20 protein-coding genes are annotated in these 14,662 nt (G+C 56.8%); 7 read left to right on the top strand and 13 right to left on the bottom strand.

Annotation, left to right across the window (positions count from 1 at the left end; all coding sequences use genetic code 11):
- Nucleotides 1-71: 71 nt before the first annotated feature.
- Both ACB032_RS06045 and ACB032_RS06040 read right to left on the bottom strand, forming a co-directional pair.
- Nucleotides 72-2,051, bottom strand: coding sequence for a Lon protease family protein (locus tag ACB032_RS06045; RefSeq protein WP_371137560.1), 1,980 nt, complete (start codon nt 2,049-2,051; stop codon nt 72-74).
- Nucleotides 2,052-2,225: 174 nt separating this feature from the next.
- Entirely contained in the window at nt 2,226-2,423 is a 198-nt protein-coding gene (locus tag ACB032_RS06040; RefSeq protein ID WP_268038673.1) for a hypothetical protein, read from the bottom strand.
- Between the two features lie 56 nt (nt 2,424-2,479).
- On the opposite strand from ACB032_RS06040, the gene ACB032_RS06035 reads away from it, so the two are divergent.
- Nucleotides 2,480-2,626: a hypothetical protein gene (locus ACB032_RS06035; protein ID WP_268038672.1), complete on the top strand. Its 147-nt coding sequence runs from the start codon at nt 2,480-2,482 to the stop codon at nt 2,624-2,626.
- Nucleotides 2,627-2,701: 75 nt separating this feature from the next.
- On the opposite strand, the gene ACB032_RS06030 is transcribed toward ACB032_RS06035, so the two are convergent.
- The 11 genes from ACB032_RS06030 to ACB032_RS05980 all read right to left on the bottom strand — a co-directional run bounded on the left by ACB032_RS06030 (nt 2,702) and on the right by ACB032_RS05980 (nt 10,038).
- Nucleotides 2,702-2,956 carry a hypothetical protein gene (locus ACB032_RS06030; protein ID WP_268038671.1) on the bottom strand — a complete coding sequence of 85 codons (255 nt, stop codon included), beginning with the start codon at nt 2,954-2,956 and terminating at the stop codon, nt 2,702-2,704.
- A 468-nt stretch (nt 2,957-3,424) separates the two neighbouring features.
- Nucleotides 3,425-4,435, bottom strand: coding sequence for a zonular occludens toxin domain-containing protein (locus ACB032_RS06025; protein ID WP_268038670.1), 1,011 nt, complete (start codon nt 4,433-4,435; stop codon nt 3,425-3,427).
- A 35-nt stretch (nt 4,436-4,470) separates the two neighbouring features.
- Nucleotides 4,471-4,737, bottom strand: a complete 267-nt coding sequence (locus tag ACB032_RS06020) for a DUF2523 family protein (protein ID WP_268038669.1) — start codon at nt 4,735-4,737, stop codon at nt 4,471-4,473.
- Nucleotides 4,737-5,858, bottom strand: a complete 1,122-nt coding sequence (locus ACB032_RS06015) for a hypothetical protein (protein WP_268038668.1) — start codon at nt 5,856-5,858, stop codon at nt 4,737-4,739. Before ACB032_RS06015 ends, ACB032_RS06020 begins: the two co-directional genes overlap by 1 nt.
- Before the next feature lie 105 nt (nt 5,859-5,963).
- Nucleotides 5,964-6,122, bottom strand: a complete 159-nt coding sequence (locus ACB032_RS06010) for a hypothetical protein (RefSeq protein WP_153810816.1) — start codon at nt 6,120-6,122, stop codon at nt 5,964-5,966.
- Nucleotides 6,123-6,140: 18 nt separating this feature from the next.
- Nucleotides 6,141-6,263 (bottom strand): hypothetical protein, encoded by a 123-nt coding sequence (locus tag ACB032_RS06005; RefSeq protein WP_268038667.1) that lies wholly within the window; start codon nt 6,261-6,263, stop codon nt 6,141-6,143.
- Nucleotides 6,260-6,544 (bottom strand): hypothetical protein, encoded by a 285-nt coding sequence (locus ACB032_RS06000; protein ID WP_268038666.1) that lies wholly within the window; start codon nt 6,542-6,544, stop codon nt 6,260-6,262. Before ACB032_RS06000 ends, ACB032_RS06005 begins: the two co-directional genes overlap by 4 nt.
- A complete protein-coding gene (locus ACB032_RS05995) occupies nt 6,544-6,885 on the bottom strand; it encodes a DNA-binding protein (RefSeq protein ID WP_268038665.1) in 342 nt (113 codons plus the stop codon). The genes ACB032_RS06000 and ACB032_RS05995 overlap by 1 nt, the downstream gene beginning before the upstream one ends.
- Before the next feature lie 51 nt (nt 6,886-6,936).
- Nucleotides 6,937-8,661, bottom strand: coding sequence for a phage/plasmid replication protein, II/X family (locus ACB032_RS05990; RefSeq protein ID WP_268038664.1), 1,725 nt, complete (start codon nt 8,659-8,661; stop codon nt 6,937-6,939).
- Nucleotides 8,662-9,110: 449 nt separating this feature from the next.
- Entirely contained in the window at nt 9,111-9,407 is a 297-nt protein-coding gene (locus ACB032_RS05985; protein WP_268038663.1) for a hypothetical protein, read from the bottom strand.
- Between the two features lie 268 nt (nt 9,408-9,675).
- Nucleotides 9,676-10,038: a helix-turn-helix domain-containing protein gene (locus ACB032_RS05980; RefSeq protein ID WP_371137559.1), complete on the bottom strand. Its 363-nt coding sequence runs from the start codon at nt 10,036-10,038 to the stop codon at nt 9,676-9,678.
- Between the two features lie 124 nt (nt 10,039-10,162).
- On the opposite strand from ACB032_RS05980, the gene ACB032_RS05975 reads away from it, so the two are divergent.
- The 6 genes from ACB032_RS05975 to ACB032_RS05950 all read left to right on the top strand — a co-directional run bounded on the left by ACB032_RS05975 (nt 10,163) and on the right by ACB032_RS05950 (nt 14,661).
- Nucleotides 10,163-10,414: a hypothetical protein gene (locus tag ACB032_RS05975; RefSeq protein WP_029300906.1), complete on the top strand. Its 252-nt coding sequence runs from the start codon at nt 10,163-10,165 to the stop codon at nt 10,412-10,414.
- A gap of 144 nt (nt 10,415-10,558) precedes the next feature.
- Complete coding sequence (locus tag ACB032_RS05970; RefSeq protein ID WP_371137558.1) at nt 10,559-12,049, top strand: replication initiation factor domain-containing protein; 1,491 nt, start codon at nt 10,559-10,561, stop codon at nt 12,047-12,049.
- A gap of 26 nt (nt 12,050-12,075) precedes the next feature.
- Entirely contained in the window at nt 12,076-12,399 is a 324-nt protein-coding gene (locus tag ACB032_RS05965) for a hypothetical protein (RefSeq protein ID WP_017408443.1), read from the top strand.
- A 300-nt stretch (nt 12,400-12,699) separates the two neighbouring features.
- Nucleotides 12,700-12,915 carry a hypothetical protein gene (locus ACB032_RS05960; protein WP_017408442.1) on the top strand — a complete coding sequence of 72 codons (216 nt, stop codon included), beginning with the start codon at nt 12,700-12,702 and terminating at the stop codon, nt 12,913-12,915.
- Nucleotides 12,916-12,954: 39 nt separating this feature from the next.
- Complete coding sequence (locus ACB032_RS05955; protein WP_234030831.1) at nt 12,955-14,343, top strand: hypothetical protein; 1,389 nt, start codon at nt 12,955-12,957, stop codon at nt 14,341-14,343.
- Between the two features lie 3 nt (nt 14,344-14,346).
- The gene (locus tag ACB032_RS05950; RefSeq protein WP_017408439.1) at nt 14,347-14,661 is read left to right on the top strand and encodes a DUF2523 family protein; all 315 of its coding nucleotides are present in this window, start codon (nt 14,347-14,349) and stop codon (nt 14,659-14,661) included.
- Nucleotide 14,662: the final 1 nt, after the last annotated feature.

Genomic DNA, 14,662 nt, shown 5'->3' with positions numbered 1-14,662 from the left:
CTTCAAATGGGTCAAAGCCGGGCCAATTTAGCGTACAGTTGTTCGCTAAACAACTCCGATCACTTCTTTTCTCACCGTCCGAACACTCGACCAAGCAGGCGGCGCAGCACGCCACCCTTGATGACGTCGGTGCCATTGAGCTCATCCAGCCGCTGCTGGATCCGGCCGAACAGGGTATCAGGCATATCCGGCTCACCAGCAACACAACCGGTCAGCAGCTCGATGGCCTCTTCCACATGATCCACCGGATGGATATGGAATTGGCCGGCTTCGACGGCTGCAATCACCTCATCGGACAGGTTGAGTTGCTGGGCATTGGTGCCGGGTAGCAGGATCCCTTGTTTGCCGGTGAGACCGTGGATCTTGCACACCCGGAAGAAGCCTTCGATCTTCTCGTTGACGCCGCCGACGGCCTGCACATTGCCGAACTGATCGACCGCGCCGGTCACCGCAAAGTGCTGGTAGATGGGCTGGCGGGCGAGGGCAGAGAGCAGGGCACACAGACCGGTCAACGAGGCGCTGTCACCATCGATCTCGTGATAGGACTGCTCGAACACCAGGTTGGCCGACAGCGGGGAAGGGTTCTCGGCACCGAACTTGTTGGAGAGATAACCGTGGATGATCATCATCGCCTTGGCGTGGATATGACCCGCCAGCTCCGCTTTGCGCTCGATGTCCGCCACATCGCCATCACCCAGATGCACGGTGGCGGTGAGGCGCACCGGCTCGCCGAAATCATAGGGATGCCCTGAGACCTGGATGACGGAGAGGCCGTTGATCTGGCCCACTTCCTCACCGTCGGTCTGCAGCAAGATCTGGCCGTCGATGACGCCCTGGTCTGACTGTTCAACCAGATAGTTGAGGCGGTAATCCTGCTCTTCCAGCGCACCGCGAATGTGCTCGTCGGTGACGACGTCCGCTTCCAGCTCGCGTGCCAGGCTGTCGGCCATCCGCATGATGGCAGAGAGTTGTACTTCGGAGAGCGACAGCCACTCCTGGTGGTCGCACAGCCGGCTGGCGTGACGGCAAAGGGCGGCGAGGGCGGCCGGGGTGAAGTCCAGCAGCTCCCAGCGCGCGCGCAGCCAGGCCAGATATTGAAGATAATCGGGCAGATCCTCTTCGATGTTCACCTCGGAGACCAGATCGGCGCGCAGGAAGATGCGCTCGGACATGTCGCGGTCCAACATCTGGAACTCGGCCACATCCAGCCGATCGCCGACCAGGATCAGCTTGAGCTTGATGGGGGTGGCTTCCGGGGTGAAGAAGGGGGTCAGGGTTTTACCTTCCTGATAGGCGTTCCAGTCCAGCTCACCTTTTTGCATCGCATTCTTGAGCTTGAACCAGAGATGGGGCTGATCCAGCAGCTCATCCAGCTGCAAAATCAGATAGCCACCGTTGGCCTGACGCAGCAGACCCGGTTCCAGCAGGTGCTGGTTGGCATAAACCGAACCTTGCTCGGTCTGATAGTTGATGGAGCCAAACAGGGTATCCCAGTTCAAATCACGCCCATAGATGACCGGCGCTTCCTGCTCTTCATGGTGGATCAGCAGGTTGATGAGTACCGGATGTTGAAACTCGAGCCCCTGTGCCACGTGCGCCGCCAGATCGGAGAGGAAGTCATCGATCTTGGGATCGTTGTTCTGCTTGCGCATGATGCGGGTGACCAGACGCTCGGCATCCAGATGATGGCTCATCAGCTTGAGCAATTCGCCGACCATTTCACAGAACTCGAAGCCGGTGCCGGGTTGCAGGCGCAACCAGATGGGCTTGAATGGATTGTTCAGATTCTCGGTGTAGCAGAGATCGAACAGGTCGCCATCCTTGCCGTTGGAGGCGGCGATCAGCGTCTGGCAAACGCCTTCATAATCCACCCCGGGAAAACCGTTGAGCAACATGACCGGGCAGTCTCCATCAAAACTGGCGAGACGCTTGATGCCGGAAATGGCTCTGGGTTGCAAGGCGGCAAAGGGAATGGGTTCGAGTTCGCTGAGGGCAGGAAACTGTTCAATCGAAAAAACAGGTTTTAATTGTTCTGATGTTAATTCAGCCACTTAAGACATCCGGTCGGAGATAGGATCAATTGTTGCCATTATACACAGTTCAATAGGTGGTGACAGGAAACAAGATATTTAATTTAACATAATATACATTATGCGCGGTCATGCTTAGGGGTAAGACAAAGGGGCCGGAGGCCCCTTAGATAGGCAGATGCCATCATTCCGCATCTATCCGGCAAGGTGCGATTGCCTTGCATAGAGATCTGCCAACTCTCTTTTGATGCTATCCACGTAGATTTGGGACACCGAAGCATTTGAAGAACCCTTGTACTTACCACGGTTCCGAGCGTTCATTTCAGTCTGGGCCGCAGTCAACTGCTGCTCTTTGAGAGCGATAATCTCGCTCAAACTCTCATTTGAAGTCATACAATGCATCCTGGCTGTATCTGATTGCCTACATACCGACACCAAGAGGAACATGCATGTCGCTAGAAGACTGGGTAAAGATCGTTGGGTACGTAGCCTTTGGCGTACTCATCGTGGTGAGGGTCTGGCGTTGGCATCTAGAAAGAAAAGTCAAAGCAGAAAAGCAAAAACTCGCCATAAAGGCATCTCAAGAGAACGTCTAAGTAGAGAGCCCCCACGAAGAGCATCAAGGGGCCATAGCCCCTTGTTTTTAATGCCGATAACTGGATTTATCGGCATCATTCTGTTTCAAGAGCACCCTCGATCAGATTCGCGTAGTTGCTCAAATATTCGAGCTGTGTCCCAAGATCGCCGCCTGCTGCGACACTCGTTTTTATCAATTCAAGGGCACACGCTACAGCCATAACTCGGCGAGTCTGTGATTGCGCACCAGCGTAACCAGTTACATGAGTTGTAGTTAATCGTCTCGCAAGGCCTAGGCTTTCAACAAAAACCGCACCGGATTCAGATTCAGACACAATCTTATCAGACATACATTTCTCACTTTTCGTTTGAGCACCATGCTCCATACGGATATTGGGGCTGTTGCTTGCAAACCAAGCCCTTACTGACAAAAAACTACCTTGTAAGAGATAACCCCCCTGCCCCTTTGCTGTATCGACTATGTGAGGATTGAATTCCCCCCGTATTACTTGTTCGGGGGGTAAAAGATTGCTTACCGGGTCGGATGGGATCAACTTCAGCTGGCTCGTAGTTCATCGTGTGTGGCGCTACGAGCAGGGCGAAAAGTTACTGAACCACCGTCGCCGATTAATGGAGTATCGGCATCAATGCAGGGTGAAAAGTTACGAAGTTGGTTCGAGGCAGGAATCAACTTAAGGACCCTAGAAATCAACTTATGGAACCTAATGGAGGTTATCGCCATTCGCCAGCCCGTCGCCCGCAAGCGGCCGCCGCCCTGTCGCTGGCGCTGGCGCCTACGGCGCCCGGGTTGTGTGTCGTCAGCGCTGAGCAAGCTGGATCCCCTGCTCTAGCGCATCCACCCATAACGAGCGGTCAGTGATGAGCCAGAGATCTGGTCCGTTCGGACCACCCATAACGACGATATGCCCCCCCTCCTCTCTCCAGTGCTGCACATCAGCCCAGGTCAGCGAGACCTCACAGCGTCCGTCGGCATCCTCCTGGCAGAGCAGTAGATCGGTTTTCCCGGCATATCGTTGCCAACCGTGGTAGGCCAGCACCGGCAGCGAGGGCGTTGCGGGTGCCGCAGGGGTCAGGGTTGGCGCAGCGCCGGAGGGTTCCTGGTAGAGCGGCAATTCGGTCCCCTGCCCCGCATCCACCTGGACGACCGGCGTCGGTTTGTCCTGTTCATTTTTGGCTGCCATCCCAGAGAACGAGGCAACCATCAGTGCCACGCCACCGACCATAGCCCCCAACGGAAGGACCGCTTTTTTGATGACTGGCCACCACGACTGGGGTTTGTGCGTGTTCTCAACTGTGGATTTGTACAGTGAAAAAATCTGTTTATTGAATTTTCGCTTTTCTGGGATCGGCTTGAGCTTCGGTTGGCATGCCGCCTCGCAGTACGACCACTCATACCAGACTGAATGCTCCTGTGCCCGGGGGCGATACGCATGCAGATGCCGTCCCACCAGGGCCCGGATGTCCTGGTCAATCAGCCCTGGGTGTTGGGTCAACAGGATGAAATCGACCCCCCTATGTCTGTGGGTGTTAAGAGCAGCCACCGATTCTGGACGTTTCGACCCTGAGGGCCGTGATGGCCAGAAATCCTGGCATTCGTCCACGACGATCAGGCTGCCCTCGGGCAGGTCCATCCAGCGCAGAGGATCGAACTCAGACACGGCGCCGATTTCTGGTGCGAGGTCGTTGACGTTCGAGAAAATCAGTCTGGACCGGGTTTTCGGATCGTCATCGTTGCGCAGCTCTGCGAGGAGCTCCACACAGCGCAGGGTTTTTCCGGCGCCTGGCGTGCCGGTGATGAGGGTGATCAATCTGTTATCTCCGACATTTAGGTAACGGTAACCCGTTATTTGGGCAGGAACCGGGTTGCTGCGGACAGGGCGAGCGCCGCCGCCTGACCGGCAAACCAGGCAGAAATGGGCACGTCCGCGTGCATGTACCCCATCAGCCCCAGCAGGTCGACGGGAATGGCGCCGAACAGGCCCTGGATTCGGTTCATGGCCAACGTGAGCAGTTCGGAGAACCCGATCATGCTGACGATCCCCACACCCAGCGCCAGCAGGGCGCGGGCGAGGATTGACCCGATAACCGTCGACGTCAGCGCAGCCCACATCAGCCACCCCCTGTGCGCACGCGCAGCACGATGGACAGAAAAATCAGGATCGCCGTGAGGTCGGATGCCGGCACCACGTAGGCGCCGATGAGCGGACAAAAATCACGCTCGTACTGGGAGAAGTCGACCGTCCATTCGGGGATCCGGTCGATCGGGGTGATCGGCCCGGGCAGACTGCAGCTGCGTGGCAGCCAGCCCCAGCTGTCGGGGGTGAACCATGTCCGAACATCAATCACGCTGCGATCGACATCATTCATGCCCGCATCAGACGGGAGTTCGGTCTCGCCCTCCCCCGGCTGAGTGGTCTCTGGATCCTGTTCGAGATCCGCCACATTGAGGGGTTCCCAGAGCTCGGCAGGGAGCGCGTCGTTGATGGCCAGCGGGCCGATCACCTCGGGGGTCATCAGCCCCTGGGTGAGCTCCTCGGGGGTCAGCTGGGTGGATACGACGGGCATCTCCAGCTGTTTTTCAGGCTGCGGGCGGATGATCTCTCGCATCCCCCGCACCGACAGTTGTGGCTGACTGGCCTCGATCATCCAGACATCGCGCTGCTGGTCCGAACCGACACCGTACTGGTTTAGCCAGGTCGGGTCAGGGTTCCACGGGTACGCGGGCGGCAGGCGCAGGACCAGTCGGGTCGGTGCACTACTCCACTGGTAACAGGGCAAATAGGCATACGAGTTGTGTTTTACCCCGCCGACGTCCGCGACAGAGACGAGATTGCTCTCGCACAGCTGCCAGGCGGGCATCGTGCTGGGCCGAATGGCCACACCGTTTTCGACCTGGACCTCGGGCCAGAGCTGGGTCAGGGATCCCCTCATCGCCTCGGCGAGCAGCAGGGCAATCGACGCGCTGGCGACCAGCCGCCCGCCCAAAATTCGCGTGGCCAGTGCACCGCCCTGGGCAGCGACTGGTCGTAGGGCCACGGCGCTGCGGCGCACGTTCCCGAGGGAGTCGGTCCAGCGCACCAGGGCGGAGGCCCTGCCGTCGACGACCCGGTTGAGCGTCTCGATCGTGCCGGTCCGTCCATCGACGAACGGCACGGTCAGGGCTGCAGAGGCCGGAGCTGTCAGCGTCAGGCCGACCAGAACGGCGACCAGCTTCAGGCGAAAATGATCCATAGTGCCCCCGCGAATGCGAAAAAAACCAGCAAACCCATGAAAAATCCCTCTCAATTTTGGTAACGGTTACCAATAAAAAAGGCCCCTTTCGGGGCCTTGTGTCGATTAGCGGCCCAGCGCCGATTTAACGACGTGGAGCAGTTTCACTGCGGCGGTCAGGCCGAGGATGACCGCCCCGACACCCACGACGGCGCCGGTTCCACCGGACATGGCAGAGGTAGCGGCAGAGACGAGCTGTGCACCGATATCGGCTGTTTGTTCCATTTTTGACTCCTGTATTTTTTATTTCAGCGTTTTAGCGACGACCCGGACAACCCAGGCCGTTCCCCAGAGGGCGGCCACGGAGGCCGCCAGTTCTACACCCTGCTCGGGCGTCAGCGAGAGCAGGATCTCCAGCGCGCTCACGCGGAGCTCGCTGTTTTGAGACGATAATCCGCCAGCATCAGCCCTGCTGGCGATGAGATGACCGGCAGTGCAACCAGGGTGCCGACGAGCCGCTGCAGGTGCTGCTCCTGAGCTGAACCTGCAAACCGTTCAGGGCAGAGCACCACGTACAGATCGGCCTCTGCCTCCAGGATCAGAAGCACGGATGGGTCAGCATCGGGGGTGCTGCGCTCGATACGGTCGACGTGCGTCAGGACCGCGTGTAACACCAGACCGAGGTCGTTTGGGACAATTGCGGCCATTAGACCCCCAAAATTTGTCGTTTCGTGTCCAGCATGAGGGCATGCCCTGCCCCACGTTTGCCGGTGTACGCCTGCACCCACACCGGCAGGCTCAGGGTCTGGCCGCGCAGCCCGTCGAGCTGACGCGGCACGCCACTGTCCACAGCGGCCTGAGACAAACGAACCTCGACCAGCTCGCTGGTCTCCCCGCCGTAGGCGTCGACCGTGATCACCCTGAATCCGGCTGTGTGGCGGACTATCTGCTGATCGCCGTTGCGGAACGAGTCCTGTTTTACCCCGGCGACCTCACCGACCAGATACAGGCCTGATGCGCCGACAGTGGGTTGGGTTTTGTCATTCATCTGATGAGTCCTTTTTGGTAACTGTTACTGAAATTAGTGTCATAAAATCCCTTACACCAGACGCAACTGCGGGTGGCGGGGTATGGCGGGAACGCGGAGATCGGCCACATCTGACTGGACGACGATCCGATCCCAGTCGACCTCGGGTGGGAACAGCCCTGCGTGGGAGCCCAGACCGTGACCGGCCGATCGGTCGAGGAATGCAAAAATTTCGGCATCGGTATCGGGGCGATTATCGACCGGACCGCAGAGGCCATCGTCGGAGCCGATGCAGTCGACCAGACCGTCGCCCACGGCGCGGCGGTGACGGTGCGGCACAGCCATGAAATCCTGATCGTCCAGCCAGCGGTCCAGATTGGCTGGTTTAAACCACGCTGGCGCGGAGCTGACTGCCTGCACCTCGAGCACCGACCGGAGAGAGACGACGACACCGGCCGCGAGGCGGCTCTCAGCGGTCCCGTCACAGGACTGGAGGGCTGCCAGCGAGATCCCAGCGTCGACGAGCTCGCCGATCGTCCTGTACCAGGTGGCCTGAGATGCAGGGGGGGATTTTTTGGAGGCTGCCCAGCCGCGATCGATGATCGATCTCAGATGCGTGAGGGCGCGGCGCGTGCCCATGCTGCGGGCACGGCCAACGGCATTCTCCTCGTAATAGGCGGTGATTTTCTGCTCGAGCTCAGTCTCGTTTGCGAGCGACATAGACGCGTCTCCCCAGAGTGCGGTTAGGACTGGGCGCCAAACATGTGCCCAGAGGCTGTGTACAAAATTTGTTCCGGCATCAGCGAGCTGGCGCTCGCAGCGCATGAGATCGACGGCGGTGCCGTCCCAGTCGGTGATACCCAGGCGTTCGAGCTGACCGACCAGCCCGCGGCGCATCGTGCGGGCCTCGAGGCGCAGCAGTTTTTCGCAGTAGGCCCGATACTCGGGGTCGGATAGGGCCTCGACCCGAGCTGCCAGAGCGGCGTTACTGGGGTCGCGGCGGAGTTCCTGAGTCAGGCGGCGGAGCTCCTCGCGGGCCTCGCCGCCCTTGTCGTAGGCTGCCCCGCGCTGATGCTCACTGCGCGGGTTGACGTACACGGTGTCGCCGGATTTAGCGAGGATCTTCTGCTCACGCTCGGCGTAGGTGCCCGTAGAACCGGCGGCGTGGACGTGCCCGATCTGCACGTGACCGATGCGTTTCAGCAGGGCGCTGACGTCGGCCACGGTGGCGCAGTGCACACCGGAGGTCGAGTCGACCCGCATGACCTGACACCCAGCCACATCGACCAGCGCAGCCAGGTCAGGGCAGCCACGGACAAACGCGGACATCGCGACCGGGAGGGCCTGACCGAGCGTGCGGATGTCGCTGAAACCGTTGCGACCGTAACTGATTTTGGTCGGATTGATTTTGGCGGATATGTAGGGGTCTAACCCCAAACGCGAATTGCCACGAGGATAAATTTTGATTGCCATCGAGCCGAGATGGGACTCGATGGATTCGAATGGGGTTTTCAGGTCGTCAGTGATCACTGACCCGTCTGGCTGGAACGTGACCTCTGCACACAGGCGCAGGCCAGGCACCAACGAGGCCAGTCTTTTCAGATCGACGTCAAAAGTTTTTTCGGTGGAGAGGCTGACGATGCCATCGGATTCAACCGCATCGGAGGAGCCCACACAGCAGCGTGGGTCGAACAGGAACCAGAATCGGAGCTCGACGAAATCGTTGAACGTCACGAACGACGCAAGAGCCGTTTCGATGGCAGTACTGAGAGGGGTTTTCTGTGATACCGGGTCCATGCGCCTATCCGAGAGCAATGCAGTGAAAAAAAATCCGGCCTCGGCGCCAAGGCCGGACCAACAACAGTTTTTTTCATTACCCCTGAAGGGGTGCATTGCCCGAAGGCGTCCTATCCCGAAGGATTTGATTGAGACACGAATGTGTCTCGAACTGACCGCCCCGCATAAAAATACGGGACTCGATCATCCTGCCACAGGGTCAGACGGGACACAACCGATTTTTACAGGTCAAAACAGACCCTAAAACAGGCTCAAAAAAGAGCTTCAAACGACATCGAATTTATCACGGTGAGAATTGGGTGGGAGATTATAGTGCTCCCACCCGACCCTCCCCCAGACCCAACACGACACACAACAACAAAAAAACCGCCCCCTACGGGGTCGCGCTCTCTGCCGCTGGGCAGGCCGACCGGCGCGGGAGGGCGAACGGATGCCCTACTTGCGGTCAGCTACTCGGTGACGGGGCGGAGCTGGGTATGGGTCGCAGCCAGGATCGAATCCAGCAGGCCGGGCAGCAGCTCAGGTTGAATGGGAACCTCATAACCACCGACCAGCCCCCGAATATGCAACTCCAGCGCCTCGACCGCCTCGCGGCCGAATGTGACCGATACGGTGCGGACCCGCTGCCGTTCGCGGTATCGGGCCTGTTTTTGGGCTGGGGTCAGCGCCGTTCCCGTGCTGGGGCGGCCACGGCGACGGGGAGTTGGAAGGAGGTCGTTGGTTTGGGTGTCGTTGGGATCGCGCATCTGATATCCATTCTGGTAACGGTGACCAAAACAGAATAGCACCATTTATGGTAACTGTTACCAAAAATCGCGCTCTAGGCCTCTTCTCTATTTTTCTCTCACAGGAACGTGAGGAAGAGATGATAGAGGTGACGCCTAGTGGTGGGTGGTGAGAGTGCACAGACCACCGCGCATAATGCGATTTATATTAAAAATCCTCCGCCAGGCAAACAGACGCCTGGCTACGGACCCCCCTGCCCCTGCGGGATTATCGCAGGGGGGCGAGTTTTCAACATAAATACTGAACATTATGCGCGGTTAGGTCATGCCCGTGACTAGGGGTCAGAAACACCGCAGCCGCAAGGGCTACAGCCGTGCCTGCTCCTTTGGTGTACTTCGCCAGGATGTCGTACCAGGCCTTTTTCAGCTCTGGATCTGTCTCTCTGACGGCAGCCAGACTTAACAGGACTTCCTGCACGTCCAGGCCGATTTCTTGGGCCAGTCTTTTTGCAGTGGCATCAGTGAGTTGCACCTTGCCAGTGGTCAAGCTGGAGATGTGCGACTTGGTAAAACCTAGCTCTGCGGCGACTTGCTGGTACTGGCTAAAGTTTTTGGCTCTCATGTAGGCCTGAATCAGTGCTTTAGAGTCCATTTGACTGTCTCCTGACTTTTTCGACTGGGCATATAACACACCTATTAGGGCTAAAAGTCACCCGTTGTTAGTTAGATTTAGTTCTGATTCAATCCAGTCAGTTCATAATAAATCTGACCGACCTATGACCCACTGTAGCCCACAAAACCAGGATCTGCCGGCGCTCAACGAGCGCAAGGTCTACTGGCAAGCAGAGCCTACCGGCGATGTTTCCGCCTGTGTGGCCGGTCAGGTCGAGATGTTCCGCGACCTGCACGAGATGCGGATCTACCTGTCCATGACGTACCCCGACACCGCCTTTGAGCTGGTCGAGGTGACCGAGGACACATGGCAAGGCTTCTATGACCAGGGAGTGTTTTTCGATGACTGGTCATAGCTCCGTGATGCCGATAAATAGCGTTATCGGCGACAACCTGGATATGAGCGTCGAGTCGTTGGTTATCGAGTTCGCTGTGCTCCTGGTTCTTTGCCTGCTGGTTGCGCTGCTTTACTTGTCGGTTACCTACGGGGACAAGCAGATATGAAGACCCTGATCGACTATCTCTCCTTTACCTGGGCCCCGACCGAGCTGCGCCAGATGACTGAGCTCGCCAAGCAAGGTGCCCTCTTGAAGGCTATCCCCCGCTTCGAGACCCAGAACAAGGCGATTCAGGCCGCCTTTGCCGCCCAGCCGGTTGAGGGCTTGCGTTACCTGTGGAAGCGCCCTGTCGGGTTCGCTCCCCTCACCCGCTTTGACAAGGTGACTGAGCGCCTCTATGACAAGGCCGAGCGCCTGCAGCAGGCCGCCGCGTCCCCTGCCCCTGCACGGACGTTTGACAAGGCCACTGAGCGGTTGAGCCTCAAGGGGCTGCCCAAGTCCCCTGCCCCGGTGCTGACGCCTTCCATGACCGACATGATGGAACGTGCCCTGCACTCTGGGTACCGGTCCCGCGCCGACATGCGCCAGGAGCTCAAAGCCGTCTGCGCTGACCTGCTCAAGTTCTCCCAGTTCGAGGTGGTCGAGGGTGCCAAGTATTGGGAAGCCTATAACGACCTTATCGACAGCTACGGCGTCCAGTTCCTGGATGCCCTCTGCTGCAACGAGATCGAGCTGTGGCTGGAAGAACTCAATACCCGCATCGGTGTCCCCATTCCCGAGCCGCGTTTCACCATGCGCCCTCGCCGCTCCGGTCTGCACGGTTACGCCAACTCGGCTGACCTGCTGTGTGACGGGATGCCCTGCGGGCTGATTGGTTGGGGTGCGGCTAACCATGGCTGCATGGTGAGTTTTTCCGGTGTGGGTTGTGCGGCCCTCGATTTCCAGGCTTTGCACTCTGTTATCTCTCACGTGCCTGGTCTGCGTATCACGCGGGTGGATCTCGCCCTGGATGACTACAGCGGGAAACACATCACTTACCAGGGCGCGATAGCCGGCGCCGAAGCCGGCGAGTTTCACCCACAGCGTGGCCGTGCGCCTTCCTGGATGAAGATTGAATCGGGCGAGTTCGTGATCACCGAGGTGGCCAAGGGCATCGCCAAGCGTTTCGGCATGGTGCCGAGCAAGGGTTGCTCCTTCTACGTGGGCAGCCGTATTAACGGCAAGTGCGCGCGGATATATGAAAAGGGCAAACAGATGCAATCGGCCGAGTTCCCGAATTGGGTACGCGCCGAAGGCGAATTACACAATAAAGACAGAGTCATTCCGCTGGATGTCCTGGTAAACCCTGACCCTTATTTCGCGGGGATGTATCCGCAATTTGCCAAATGGCTGGATACGGTTTGCCAAGAAGAAATAACACCGGTGCGTGTGACCACCTTTAAGAATAAATTCAAAACGTCCAGGGACAACGCCGTATTTAATATGTCCAGGATGGCCGGTCGCCTTGTCAATTGGTTAGCAAACATCGAGGGGCTATCCCCTGAGAAGATTGTTAACCAATTAACAGCGCACCTGGAAGAAACCGATATTCCTGCGCGGTTAAGAATGCCAGTTCCTCCTGACCTGGACGAGCTGCCATTATTTTCGACCTAACAATGGTTCTTCAAAGGATAAATAATATGTCTCTGCTGACTGGTATTTTGGTTACCCGCGTTACTCACGGCTATGGTGTGTCCCGTAAATCTGGCTCGCCGGTTCCCTATGACTTTGCCCAGGTGGAATACCTGGCACCGGCTAATAACGTGAACAAGCCGGAATGCAATATCACCTCCTGGGGCTATGAAGTGCGCCAATTAGCCCTGCGCAACGATGCGGCCACTATTAAAGAGCTGGCCGACTGCCCGAAATTGGTGGCGGTGGATCTTGTCCTGGAAGCGGATCCCCAGAATCCAACCCGCAACGTGGTTGTCGGCTTCCAGCCCACCAAAAAGCAACCGGTATAACCACCGCGCCGCGAGGAGGAGGAGCGAGAGCGCGCAGCGAGCGACGACGAGGGCGCGATAATGCTTTGTCTAGATATTACCTCTGAAGGATATGCCCGCTTAGCTGAGGGGGATTCTTGTAATTACGTGCTCCTGACTATCCAGGAACACGCCAAATTAACGGATATATCGAGCTGGTTTGAATTTGATGTATCCACTGTGTCGATGGCCTTTGGCTTTGGATTATTAATCTGGGTCACTGGCCTCAAACTGGGCGCAATTGCCCGTGTCATCGTAAGTGCAAAAAGAGGATAAACGAGTATGAAAAACTATTTCCGTAATGGCTGTATCGCTGCTGTGTGCTCCCTGTCTACCGGTGCGGCCTTCGCCGAAGGTGGTACAGCCGCTGCTGATGCCGCTGCCAAGGCCCTGGACGCCACCCAGTCGGACGTGACCGCAACCTCTCCCAAGGTGATGCTGGTTGTGGCCACCTGTGTGGGTGTGGGCATCCTGATCAGCCTGATGCGCAAAGCCTAAGCATGTCTTTGCTCATCGGAACGCTGTGGTTCCTGTTCTTTGTTGAAGGCTACAGATCATCGTTTTCGATATGACACAAAGGCGGCTCCGGTCGCCTTTTTTATTGGGGGTACTGTGCGCATCGCTTGGCTTTTATTGTTGTTTCCACTGGGGGTTTCGGCGAGCTGTCCTGTCGGGATCCGCCTGTCCAACCTGCCGATCTCTACTGTGCTGCCGTATTGCGTGAAATGGGAAACATCCTCTTTGGGTGGCTGCTTTGTCGCGTGTCCTGGTATCTGTATTCAATCCCCTTCTGCCGGCACCATGGGGCCGATTGAGAGTACCGGCCAGGAGTGTTCTATGGGCGGTGGATCCGATGGGGATGGCGGCTCTGATGGCGATCCCAATGGTGATGGCAACAATGGAAATAACGGCAACAATGGCGATGTGGTTCCCAATTTGCCGCCCAACGGGATTCGTGTCGGTGGTGACAAACAGGAAATGACCACCGATGCCTTGCGCCATGTGAATGAGACGTTGATAACGGGTTTTACTAGCTTGATGTCGAGCTCTGCGGGGGCTAATCGGAATGCACAAAATATTAATGTCAAAATGGATGATGTTCTTCGTTATATGAAGGCCACCAATAATGGTCAGGTTGGCATGGAGAACAGTATTCGGGAGCAGACAGCGTTAGAGCATAAGTTTTACGATGAATTTCTTGGGCTTAAAAATGCCATTGTAAATCCGCAAGATGGACCTGGACAGAGCACTGGCGAATATCGAGCATTGAAAGAATTACAGAATAACTTCTTCGGACCTGACTTTGACAAAAATTATGGTGGCTACCATATGTACGGGGTTATGCGGTCAATGCTATATGACATCGAGTCGATGAAAGGCCGCGTGCACGAATCAGCCAGCGACATGCACAACCTTTATTCCTACACCATGCAGGATATGCGAAACAATAGCATTGAAATGAACCGCAATATTAAGGCTATTGCTGAGGCCCTGCAAAATGGCGGCACAAATGGTGGCGATGGTTCCAGCGGTACTGGAAATGGCAATGAAGGCCCTGGGATTGATTACGCGCAAATGCCAGGCTCTGCGCAAAATCCATTGCATGTGGCAGGGTCTGAATATACATCCCAGCTCTGTAAAGATGGTGCGCACTGTTTCTTTGACCTGGAAACCATTAATAAGCAGTTCCAGGAACGCAAGGATCAACTGAAGAACACCCATGAAGGTATTAAAGATGACATGGTCGATATGTTCCAATATAGCCTGAGCGGGTCGGCGGCGGTGCCCAAGTGTTTTGATATGTTCTCGATGTTTGGCCGCTCTTATTCCGTCTGCCCAGAGGTGGAAGGATATTGGGAAATGATAGCGGCCATCATGATGTTCATCTTCTATTTTCTGGCGCTGATGATTGTGGCTAAGAGGTGATATATGGAATGGATGAGTGATTTCTTTAATGGATTTTTCAACGATATATATCAACTGGCAGTGCAGTTTGCCGCCTGGATAGCGGTTAAATTGGCGATTCAGTGGGTCGAGTTCAAGATATTTCTACTCACTTTTTCCTGGGACGTTGCCAAGCAGATACTGATTAACCTGCAATTTAGCGACCTAATCTCCGCCTCCTTCAATAACCTGCCCTCTCAAATGAGGGGGATCTTGCTCTATTTGCACGTTGATAAAGGGCTGTCGATATTGACGCAAGCCTTTGTGACCCGTTTCTTGCTGAATATGCTGGGGTGGTAAA

This window comes from Aeromonas sp. S5(2024) (assembly GCF_041403025.1).
Classification (GTDB): domain Bacteria; phylum Pseudomonadota; class Gammaproteobacteria; order Enterobacterales; family Aeromonadaceae; genus Aeromonas; species Aeromonas hydrophila.
Note: the sequence above shows the minus strand (reverse complement) of the source record. Positions and strands in the feature narration are given on the sequence as shown.

Excerpts from the sequence above, each read along its gene's own strand:
- ACB032_RS06040 (WP_268038673.1), bottom strand. The coding sequence starts at position 2,423 with ATGACTTCAAATGAGAGTTTGAGCGAGATTATCGCTCTCAAAGAGCAG.
- ACB032_RS06035 (WP_268038672.1), top strand. The coding sequence starts at position 2,480 with ATGTCGCTAGAAGACTGGGTAAAGATCGTTGGGTACGTAGCCTTTGGC.
- ACB032_RS06030 (WP_268038671.1), bottom strand. The coding sequence starts at position 2,956 with ATGTCTGATAAGATTGTGTCTGAATCTGAATCCGGTGCGGTTTTTGTT.
- ACB032_RS06020 (WP_268038669.1), bottom strand. The coding sequence starts at position 4,737 with ATGTGGGCTGCGCTGACGTCGACGGTTATCGGGTCAATCCTCGCCCGC.
- ACB032_RS06015 (WP_268038668.1), bottom strand. The coding sequence starts at position 5,858 with ATGGATCATTTTCGCCTGAAGCTGGTCGCCGTTCTGGTCGGCCTGACG.
- ACB032_RS06010 (WP_153810816.1), bottom strand. The coding sequence starts at position 6,122 with ATGGAACAAACAGCCGATATCGGTGCACAGCTCGTCTCTGCCGCTACC.
- ACB032_RS06000 (WP_268038666.1), bottom strand. The coding sequence starts at position 6,544 with ATGGCCGCAATTGTCCCAAACGACCTCGGTCTGGTGTTACACGCGGTC.
- ACB032_RS05995 (WP_268038665.1), bottom strand. The coding sequence starts at position 6,885 with ATGAATGACAAAACCCAACCCACTGTCGGCGCATCAGGCCTGTATCTG.
- ACB032_RS05990 (WP_268038664.1), bottom strand. The coding sequence starts at position 8,661 with ATGGACCCGGTATCACAGAAAACCCCTCTCAGTACTGCCATCGAAACG.
- ACB032_RS05985 (WP_268038663.1), bottom strand. The coding sequence starts at position 9,407 with ATGCGCGATCCCAACGACACCCAAACCAACGACCTCCTTCCAACTCCC.
- ACB032_RS05980 (WP_371137559.1), bottom strand. The coding sequence starts at position 10,038 with ATGGACTCTAAAGCACTGATTCAGGCCTACATGAGAGCCAAAAACTTT.
- ACB032_RS05975 (WP_029300906.1), top strand. The coding sequence starts at position 10,163 with ATGACCCACTGTAGCCCACAAAACCAGGATCTGCCGGCGCTCAACGAG.
- ACB032_RS05970 (WP_371137558.1), top strand. The coding sequence starts at position 10,559 with ATGAAGACCCTGATCGACTATCTCTCCTTTACCTGGGCCCCGACCGAG.
- ACB032_RS05965 (WP_017408443.1), top strand. The coding sequence starts at position 12,076 with ATGTCTCTGCTGACTGGTATTTTGGTTACCCGCGTTACTCACGGCTAT.
- ACB032_RS05960 (WP_017408442.1), top strand. The coding sequence starts at position 12,700 with ATGAAAAACTATTTCCGTAATGGCTGTATCGCTGCTGTGTGCTCCCTG.
- ACB032_RS05950 (WP_017408439.1), top strand. The coding sequence starts at position 14,347 with ATGGAATGGATGAGTGATTTCTTTAATGGATTTTTCAACGATATATAT.